Origin of the sequence: Saccharomonospora iraqiensis subsp. paurometabolica YIM 90007 (assembly GCF_000231035.2) — a bacterium.
GTDB lineage: Bacteria > Actinomycetota > Actinomycetes > Mycobacteriales > Pseudonocardiaceae > Saccharomonospora > Saccharomonospora paurometabolica.
On record NZ_KI912232.1, the window covers coordinates 109,309 to 117,613 of the forward strand.

At 73.0% G+C, this 8,305-nt stretch carries 10 protein-coding genes; all 10 read left to right on the top strand.

The genetic code is table 11. The annotated features are described in order from the left end of the window. Nucleotides 1-78 precede the first annotated feature (78 nt). Complete coding sequence (gene dapB / locus SACPADRAFT_RS32685) at nt 79-852, top strand: 4-hydroxy-tetrahydrodipicolinate reductase (protein WP_007025521.1); 774 nt, start codon at nt 79-81, stop codon at nt 850-852. Nucleotides 853-863: 11 nt separating this feature from the next. Further along, entirely contained in the window at nt 864-1,310 is a 447-nt protein-coding gene (locus SACPADRAFT_RS0211015) for a hypothetical protein (RefSeq protein WP_007025522.1), read from the top strand. Nucleotides 1,311-1,391: 81 nt separating this feature from the next. Further along, nucleotides 1,392-3,815: a hydrogen gas-evolving membrane-bound hydrogenase subunit E gene (mbhE, locus tag SACPADRAFT_RS0211020; protein WP_007025523.1), complete on the top strand. Its 2,424-nt coding sequence runs from the start codon at nt 1,392-1,394 to the stop codon at nt 3,813-3,815. Beyond that, complete coding sequence (locus SACPADRAFT_RS26995; protein WP_007025524.1) at nt 3,812-4,429, top strand: MnhB domain-containing protein; 618 nt, start codon at nt 3,812-3,814, stop codon at nt 4,427-4,429. The genes mbhE and SACPADRAFT_RS26995 overlap by 4 nt, the downstream gene beginning before the upstream one ends. Next, nucleotides 4,419-4,871 carry an NADH-quinone oxidoreductase subunit K gene (locus SACPADRAFT_RS27000; RefSeq protein ID WP_007025525.1) on the top strand — a complete coding sequence of 151 codons (453 nt, stop codon included), beginning with the start codon at nt 4,419-4,421 and terminating at the stop codon, nt 4,869-4,871. Before SACPADRAFT_RS26995 ends, SACPADRAFT_RS27000 begins: the two co-directional genes overlap by 11 nt. Then, nucleotides 4,868-6,403 (top strand): Na+/H+ antiporter subunit D, encoded by a 1,536-nt coding sequence (locus SACPADRAFT_RS0211035; protein ID WP_007025526.1) that lies wholly within the window; start codon nt 4,868-4,870, stop codon nt 6,401-6,403. Before SACPADRAFT_RS27000 ends, SACPADRAFT_RS0211035 begins: the two co-directional genes overlap by 4 nt. Then, nucleotides 6,400-7,008, top strand: coding sequence for a Na+/H+ antiporter subunit E (locus SACPADRAFT_RS0211040; protein ID WP_007025527.1), 609 nt, complete (start codon nt 6,400-6,402; stop codon nt 7,006-7,008). Before SACPADRAFT_RS0211035 ends, SACPADRAFT_RS0211040 begins: the two co-directional genes overlap by 4 nt. After that, nucleotides 7,005-7,271 carry a monovalent cation/H+ antiporter complex subunit F gene (locus SACPADRAFT_RS0211045; RefSeq protein ID WP_007025528.1) on the top strand — a complete coding sequence of 89 codons (267 nt, stop codon included), beginning with the start codon at nt 7,005-7,007 and terminating at the stop codon, nt 7,269-7,271. The genes SACPADRAFT_RS0211040 and SACPADRAFT_RS0211045 overlap by 4 nt, the downstream gene beginning before the upstream one ends. Beyond that, nucleotides 7,268-7,609, top strand: coding sequence for a monovalent cation/H(+) antiporter subunit G (gene mnhG / locus SACPADRAFT_RS0211050; RefSeq protein ID WP_007025529.1), 342 nt, complete (start codon nt 7,268-7,270; stop codon nt 7,607-7,609). The genes SACPADRAFT_RS0211045 and mnhG overlap by 4 nt, the downstream gene beginning before the upstream one ends. Before the next feature lie 56 nt (nt 7,610-7,665). After that, a partial coding sequence (gene cmk / locus SACPADRAFT_RS27005) for a (d)CMP kinase (protein ID WP_007025530.1) occupies nt 7,666-8,305 on the top strand: 640 nt, incomplete at its 3' end.

An 8,305-nucleotide genomic window follows, 5' to 3' on the forward strand; every position in this document is an offset into this window, starting at 1 on the left:
CGGCCGCACCGCGGCGGCCGTGGTCGGGCCGTACGCTCACTCCGACGACCTTCCCGACGAGCTGCACGAGGTGATTGCATGACGCGCGCATCCGCAGGCCGAGGCGAGCAGGACCCGATCCGGGTCGGGGTGCTCGGCGCGCGGGGCCGCATGGGCGCGGAGGCGGTCTCCGCCGTCGAGTCCGCCCCCGACATGCGGTTGGCCGCCGCCGTGGACGCCGACGACGGCCGGGAGGCCCTGACCGGGGCGGACGTCGTCGTCGACTTCACCCACCCGGACGCGGTGATGGACAACCTGCGCTTCGCGGTGGACAACGACCTGCACGCGGTGGTCGGCACCACCGGGTTCACCGACGAGCGGGTCGATCAGCTGCGCGGGTGGCTCGCCGCCAAGCCCGCGCTCGGGGTGCTGCTGGCGCCGAACTTCGCCCTGGGCGCGGTGCTGGCCATGAAGTTCGCCGAGCAGGCAGCCCGGTTCTACGACGCGGCCGAGGTCGTCGAACTGCACCACAACCGCAAGGCCGACGCGCCTTCCGGCACCGCCGCGCGCACCGCACGGTTGATCTCCGAGGCGCGCGCCGGGGCCGGGCACGGTCCCGCCGACGACGCCACCACCTCGGAACTGGCGGGGGCGCGGGGCGCCGACGTCGACGGGGTGCGGGTGCACTCGGTGCGCCTGCCCGGCCTGGTCGCCCACGAGGAGATCCTGTTCGGCACCCAGGGGGAGACCCTGACGATCCGGCACGACTCCCTGGACCGCAGTTCCTTCATGCCCGGGGTGCTGCTCGGCGTGCGCTCCGTGCTCCGGCGTCCGGGCCTGACCGTGGGGCTCGAACACGTGCTGGACCTGTGACGGGGCGAGCGGTGCGCGCACGCAATGTGGCAGTCCTGCTCACGGTCGCGGTGGGGGTGTACCTGGTCCTGCTGGCCGGGCGGGCCGTCGCGCTGATCCGGGACGGTTCGGTGCCCGCGGTGGTGCTCGGGCTGGGTGTGCTCGTCCTGCCGGTGCTGGGCGTCTGGCTGGTGGCGGCCACCTGGCGGTCGGGCGCGCGCATCCAGCGGCTGGCCCGCAGACTGGAGGACGAGGGCGGGCTGCCGGACGTCTCCGACCTGCCGCGCAGGCCCTCGGGCCGGGTGGACCGGGAGGCCGCGGACGACTGGTTCGCGCGGCGCCGTGCCGAACTGGAGGCCGACCCGCAGGACTGGCGCCGCTGGTACCGCCTGGCCCATGCCTACGACGTCGCCGGTGACCGGCGACGCGCCCGCGCCACCATGCGCCGGGCGATCGAGCTGGAGGCCGCCGACCGCTGACGGCCGGTGGTACACCCACCGGCCGCACCGGACCGGACCTCCCGGCGTTTGCCCCGACGTCGCCGCGGGTAAGCGGGCACGGTGCTGGTCGCGATCGTCGTGCATCTCGCGGTGGCGGCGACGCTCCCTGCGCTCGCCCGCCGGTGGGACCGCCGTGCGTTCGCGATCGGCGCGCTGGCACCGGCCTTCGCCCTGGTCGCCGCCGCGACCCGGCTGGGCACGTTGCCCGCCACGGAGCGCGTGGTCTGGGCCTCCGCGCTCGGCCTGGAGTTCACCGTCCGGATGGACTCGCTGGCGACGATCATGGTCGCCCTGGTCACCGGGATCGGGACGGTGGTGCTGGTCTACTTCTCCCGCTATGCCAAGCCGGGGGAGGCGGGGATCGGGCGCGACGCCGCGGTCATGGTGCTGTTCGCGGGCGCGATGCTCGGACTGGTCCTGGCCGACGACGTCTTCTCGCTGTACGTCTTCTGGGAAGTCACCACGATCTGCTCGTTCCTGCTCGTCGGCGGGAGCGGACTCACCCGGGAGGAACGCCGCTCGGCCCGGCAGGCGCTGCTGGTGACCACGCTCGGTGGGCTGGCCATGCTGCTCGGGCTCATCCTGCTCGGCACGGCCGCGGGCACCCTGCGGATCTCCGGGATCGTCGCCGACCCGCCCACCGGGGCCGCGGCCACGACCGGGATCGCGCTGCTGCTGGTCGGTGCGTTCACCAAGTCGGCGCAGGTGCCGTTCCACCCGTGGCTGCCCGCGGCGATGGTGGCCCCCACCCCGGTCAGCGCCTACCTGCACGCGGCGGCGATGGTCAAGGCGGGCGTGTACCTGGTGGCCCGCTTCGCCCCCGCCTTCGCCGACCGCCCCGAGTGGTGGGTGCCCCTGGTCGTGGTGGGGCTGTGGACGATGCTGCTCGGCGGGTACCGCGCGATGCGGCAGTACGACCTCAAGCTGCTGCTCGCGTTCGGCACGGTGAGCCAACTGGGGTTCCTCATGGTGCTGCTGGCGGGCGGCACGCGGGTGTCCGAACTCGCGGGCGCGACGATGATCCTGGTGCACGGCCTGTTCAAGTCTGCGCTGTTCCTGACCGCGGGGGCGATCGACAAGGGGACCGGCACCCGCGATCTGCGCGAACTGTCCGGGCTCGGCCGGCGCTGGCCGGGGTTGGCGGTCCTGGCGACCCTGGCGGCGGCGTCGATGGCGGGGGTGCCACCGATGCTCGGGTTCATCGGCAAGGAGACCGCGCTGGAGGCGTTCTCGCACGCCACGGTCACCGATGCGCTGATCCTGGCCGGGATCGTGCTCGGATCGGTGCTCACCACCGCCTACACCGTCCGCTTCCTGGTCGGCGCGTTCGGCGGCAGCGACGGGCGACCCGACGCGGCCCGCGGTCCCGGGGCGGTGTTCACCGCGGCGATCGCGGTCCCCGCCGGGGCGAGCCTGGTGCTGGGGGTGGTGCCGGGGGCGGTCGAACGGTTCGCCGGGACCTACGCCGACCGCTTCCCGGGGCAGGACTACCACCTCGAACTGTGGCACGGGCTCACCCTGCCGTTGCTGCTGTCGGCGGTCATCCTCGTGGGCGGCTACCTGCTGCACCGGCGGAGCGCGGTGTTCGAACGGACCGCCGGGTGGTTGCCGAGCGCGCTGCAGGCCGACCCCGGTTACCGGGCGACCCTGCGCGGGGTGAACCGGCTCGCCCAGGGGCTCACCGCGCGGATCCAGACGGGATCGCTCCCGGTGTATCTGAGCACGATTCTGGTGGCGCTGGTCGTGGTGCCGACCTGGGGGCTGATCACCGGGTCGGTGGGGCCGGGGCGACCGACGTTCGTGCACACCGCCCTCCAGCTTCCGCTGTCGCTGCTGGTGGTGGTGGCCGCGCTCGCGCTGCCGTTCGCCCGCCGCAGGCTCACCGCCGTGTTGCTCACCGGGATGGTCGGGTACGGCGTGGGTGGTCTGTTCCTCGTGTTCGGCGCCACGGACCTCGCGCTGGCCCAGTTCCTGGTCGAGACGCTCACGCTGGTGGTGTTCGTGCTGGTGCTGCGCCGCGTGTCCGCCCCGTTCGTCCGGCAGCACCCGGTCAGCCGCCGGGGCACCCTCCTCAAGGCGGTGGTCGCCGTGGCCGCGGGCGCGTTCGTGGCGGTGTTCGCGGTCGTCTTCTCCGGCCTGCGCGAGTCACGTTCGCGTGTGGGGCGGGCCTACGCCGAACTGGCCGAACCCGAGGCGGGGGCCAGCAACGTCGTCAACGCGATCCTCGTCGACCTCCGCGCGCTGGACACCGTCGGCGAGATCACCGTGCTGCTGGTGGCCGCGGTCGGTGCGGCGACGCTCGGCCTGGCCCTGGCACGGGGCCGCAGCCGCGTGGTGCCGGTCACCGAGAGCCCCGTCGTGGGCAACGCGCCGGACACCACGGAGCCGGACGCCACGGAGCCGGACACCACCGCGTCCGGAGACCGGTCCGGCGGGCGTGGGGCCGGACACCCGCCCGAGGATGCGGGGGAGGGCGACCGATGAGCTCGGGGTCGGAGTGGGAATCGCTGGACGTTCCCCGGCAACGGTGGTTGCGCAGCGCGCGCAGCCCCGGAGGGTGGCCGCGGTCGCTGCAGCTCGAGGTCGGTGTCCGTGTCGTCTTCCCGACCGTGCTGGTGCTGTCGGTGTATCTGCTCTTCGCCGGGCACAATCATTCGGGCGGCGGATTCCCCGGCGGGCTGGTGGCCGGGTTGGCGTTCGTCCTCCGCTACGTGGCCGGCGGCAGCATGGAACTGGCCGCGGCCGTGCGGATCCGGCCGCCCGCGGTGATCGGTGCGGGCCTGACGCTGTCGACGGTGACCGCCCTGCTCCCGATGGTGTCCGGACACCCCGCGCTCACCAGCGGCTCGTGGGAGCCGGAGCTGCCGCTGTTCGGCGAGGTGAAGTTCGCCAGCAATCTGGCCTTCGACCTCGGGGTGTACGTCCTGATCCTCGGTGTGGTGCTGGACCTGCTGCGCACCCTCGGCGCCGGGATCGAGAAGCGGGAACTGGAACGCGAGCGGCGCGAGGGGCTGGTCGGCGGCGGGGAGAGCGGTATGGGCACCGCGGAGGACGCCACCGGCGGCGGGCCCGGGAACGGGGGTGGCGATGACCGTTGACCTCGTGACCACCGTCGTCCTCGGTGTGGTCTACGCCGCCGGGTTCTTCCTGCTCATGCAACGGTCCCTGATGCAGGTCATCCTCGGTTTCGTCGTGGTCGGACACGGGGCGAACCTGTTCCTCCAGGCCGCGGGCGGTCCCCCGGGCTCGCCCGCGTTCGTGGGACTGGTGCCGGTCGGGGAGATGGCCGACCCGCTGGTGCAGGCCCTCGCACTCACCGCGGTGGTGATCACCTTCGGGCTGAGCACGTTCCTGCTCGCCCTGGCCTACCGCGCGTGGGTGCTGCTCGGCGACGACGAGGTCCAGGACGACCTGGAGGACCGCCGCATCGCCCGCGCCGAGGCCGACGCCCGGGCGGAGGCCGACGCCGAGCTCGCCCGGTACGGCCGGGACGACGCCGGGGGCGCGGGATCGCGGGCCGAGGGGGGACACGCCCGATGACCCTGTTCGTGGCGCTGCCCGTGCTGGTGCCGCTGCTGGCGGCGGCGGTCTCCCTGCTCGTGGGGCAGGTGCCCGCGGCCCAGCGCGTGCTGAGCCTGCTGGTGCTGACCTTCATCGCCGTCGTGGCCGGCGTGCTGCTGGTACGGGCCGACGCTTCGGGGCCGGTGGTGCTCCAGCTCGGGGGCTACGCGGCCCCGGTCGGCATCACCCTGATCGCGGACCGGCTGGCGGCGCTGCTGCTGCTGGTCTCCATCGTGGTGATGCTCGGCGTGCTCGTGTTCGCCATCGGACAGCGGGTCACCGACACCGGACGGGTCTCCACCACCACCGCGTTCCACCCGATGTACCTGGTGCTGTGTGCCGGGGTGTCGCTGGCGTACCTGACCGGCGACCTGTTCAACCTGTTCGTGGCGTTCGAGATGATGCTGTCCGCCTCGTACGTGCTGATGACCCGGCAGACGACGGCGAGCCGGATCCGGCCGAGTATGACCTACGTCATCGTCAGCCTCACCTCGTCGCTGCTGTTCCTGACGATGATCGCGATCGTCTACGCCGCCACCGGCACGGTGAACCTCGCCGACCTCTCGCACGCCATCGCCGGGCTGCCGTCCGGGGTGCGGACCGCGCTCGGGCTGCTGATGATGGTGGTGTTCGGCATCAAGTCGGCGGTGGTGCCGCTGCACTTCTGGCTGCCGGACAGCTACCCGACCGCGCCCGCGCCGATCACGGCGGTGTTCGCGGCGTTGCTCACCAAGGTCGGCGTGTACGCGATCATCCGGACCCAGACGCTGCTGTTCTCCAACGCCGCCGACTGGAACTTCCTGCTCGCGGTGGCGTTGCTGACGATGGTGGTAGGTGCGCTCGGCGCGATCGCGCAGAACGACCTCAACCGTGTGCTGTCGTTCCTGCTGGTGTCCGGGATCGGGTTCATGCTGTTCGGGTTGGCGCTGTTCACCGTGACCGGGCTCGTCGGGGTGATCGTCTACATTATCCACCACATCGCCGTCATGGCGGCGTTGTTCCTGGTCAGCGGACTGGTGACCCGGTACACCGGCACCGCGTCGCTGCACGACATGTGCGGGGTGGCCGGCGGCTACCCGTTGATCGCGATCGTGTTCTCGGTGCCCGCGCTCAGCCTGGCGGGTATCCCGCCGTTCTCCGGGTTCGTGGCCAAGGTCACGCTGTTGCGGGCGGGGGTGGAACTGGGCACCCCGATGGCCTACGTGGTCACCGGCGGGGCGGTGGTGACCAGCCTGCTCATCCTCTACGCCCTGAGCAAGGTCTGGGCGTCGGTGTTCTGGGGACGGCCGCGCGCCCCGGTGGCCGACGTCGACCCGAACGACGAGCTCACCGTCGGGACCGGCACGCGTTCCCGGGCGATGTTGACCGCGACCATCGGCATGGCCCTCGTCGGCCTCGCGATCACCGTCGCGGCCGGGCCGGTGTCCGGTGTCGCCGAACGGGCCGCCACCGACCTCCTCGACCGCGGCCCGTACCGGCAGTCCGTGCTCGTCGGGGGAGGTTCCCCGTGAGACCCGTGCGACGCCAGCTGTCGACGTTGTCCCTGCCGCTGTTCGTCTGGCTGGTGGTGGTCTGGATCCTGCTGTGGGGTTCGGTCGCCCCGGGCACGGTCGTCGCGGGGGTCCTCGTGTCGCTCGGGGTGCTGGTGCTGTTCCCCCTTCCCGCGGTGCACTTCCCGGTGTTGCGGCCGGTGCGGCTGGCCCGGCTGATCGGCTACGTGATCGTCGACCTGTTCTCCTCCGCCCTGCGCACCGCCGTCGAGGTGATCCGGTACGGCCCGCGGGTGCGGGCCGCGGTCGTCGCCGTGCCCACGCTGTCCGACCTGGACCACGTGATCGCCGCCGCCGCCGGGGCGATCTCGCTGACCCCGGACACCTTCGTGATCCAGATCGACCGGGCGGGCGGGGTTCTCTACGTGTACTCGCTCGGTGTGCGCAGCCGGGAGCAGGCCGACCACGCGCACGACCAGGCGCTGGCGCTGCAGGTGCGGGTGGTCCGCGCGATCGGCACCGCGGACGAGGCGGGCCGGGCCGCCGACCGGGCGGACCGGCTGCGCCGCGGGCGTCCGGTCTCCCCCGAGAAGTCCCCCGAGGCGCCGCCGGAGGAGGAGTCATGACCGTCGTCTACGTCACGACCTACGTTCTGCTGACCGTCGCCGGGGTGTGCACCCTCGGCCGGATGCTGCGCGGTCCCGGCGCGCTCGACCGGGTGCTCGCCCTCGACGTGGTGCTGGTGCTGATCGTCGCCGGGGTGGCGGTGGGGATGGCCTGGTCCGGTCTCGGACTCAATGTGGCGCTGCTGCTCGCGGTGGCGCTGCTGAGCTTCATCGGGTCGGTCAGTGCCGTCCGGCTCGTGGAGCGCTGGGGAGGTGACCGGTGATCGTGCTCGACGTGCTCACCGCGGTGAGCATGCTCTCCGGCGCGGTGTTCTGCGTGCTCGGCGGGATCGGGCTGGTGCGGTTCCCGGACGTGCCGAGCCGCCTGCAGGCCGCGACCAAGCCACAGACGGTCGGACTCCTGCTCGTGCTGCTGGGCAGCGCGTTGCAGGTGGGACCGTCCGGGGCGGCCGGGCTGCTGCTCGCCGCCCTGTTCCAGGTGATCACCGCGCCCGTGCTGTCCCAGCTGTTCGGTGGCGTGGCCTACCACATCGGCGCCCGCGAGGAGTCCACCGTCGTGGTCGACGACCTCGCCGAACGCCTGGGTGCCCCGCACGACTGACCGGCAGGCAGAATGGGGCCCGCACACGATGACCACATCAGGGGAAGGAACGGTCGGTGGCGGGAGCCCTACGCGGGGTGGTAGCACTCGACGGCCCTTCGGGGACCGGGAAGACCACGGCCGCACGCGAACTGGCCGCGGCCCTCGGGGCGGGCTATCTGGACACCGGGGCGATGTACCGCGTCGTCACGCTGGCCGTGCTGCGCGCGGGTGTCGACCCGGCGGACGCGGAGGCCGTGGCCGCCGTGGCCCGGCAGGCCGATGTCGGGGTGGCCACCAGCCCGCAGGCGCCGACGGCGCGGTTGGACGGTGTCGACGTCGGTGCCGAGATCCGCACCGAGGAGGTGAACCGCGCGGTGTCGGCCGTGTCCGCCGTGTCCGAGGTGCGCGGTCTGCTCGTCGCCGAACAACGACGGATCATCACCGACGCCGTCGCCACGGCCGGGGGCATCGTGGTCGACGGCCGGGACATCGGCACCGTGGTCGTCCCGGACGCCGGGCTCAAGGTGTACCTGCACGCCTCGGCCGACGTCCGCGCACGGCGCCGCAGCGCCCAGGACTCGGCCCGGGGCCGGGAGTCGACCCCCTCTCAGGCGCGGACCTCGGTGCAGCGCCGGGACCGGCTCGACTCCACCCGGGCGGACTCACCGCTGCGCGCCGCCGACGACGCGGTGCCCCTGGACACCTCCGACCTCA

Coding starts and splice junctions, on each gene's coding strand:
- dapB (WP_007025521.1), top strand. CDS start 79: ATGACGCGCGCATCCGCAGGCCGAGGCGAGCAGGACCCGATCCGGGTC.
- SACPADRAFT_RS26995 (WP_007025524.1), top strand. CDS start 3,812: ATGAGCTCGGGGTCGGAGTGGGAATCGCTGGACGTTCCCCGGCAACGG.
- SACPADRAFT_RS27000 (WP_007025525.1), top strand. CDS start 4,419: ATGACCGTTGACCTCGTGACCACCGTCGTCCTCGGTGTGGTCTACGCC.
- SACPADRAFT_RS0211035 (WP_007025526.1), top strand. CDS start 4,868: ATGACCCTGTTCGTGGCGCTGCCCGTGCTGGTGCCGCTGCTGGCGGCG.
- SACPADRAFT_RS0211045 (WP_007025528.1), top strand. CDS start 7,005: ATGACCGTCGTCTACGTCACGACCTACGTTCTGCTGACCGTCGCCGGG.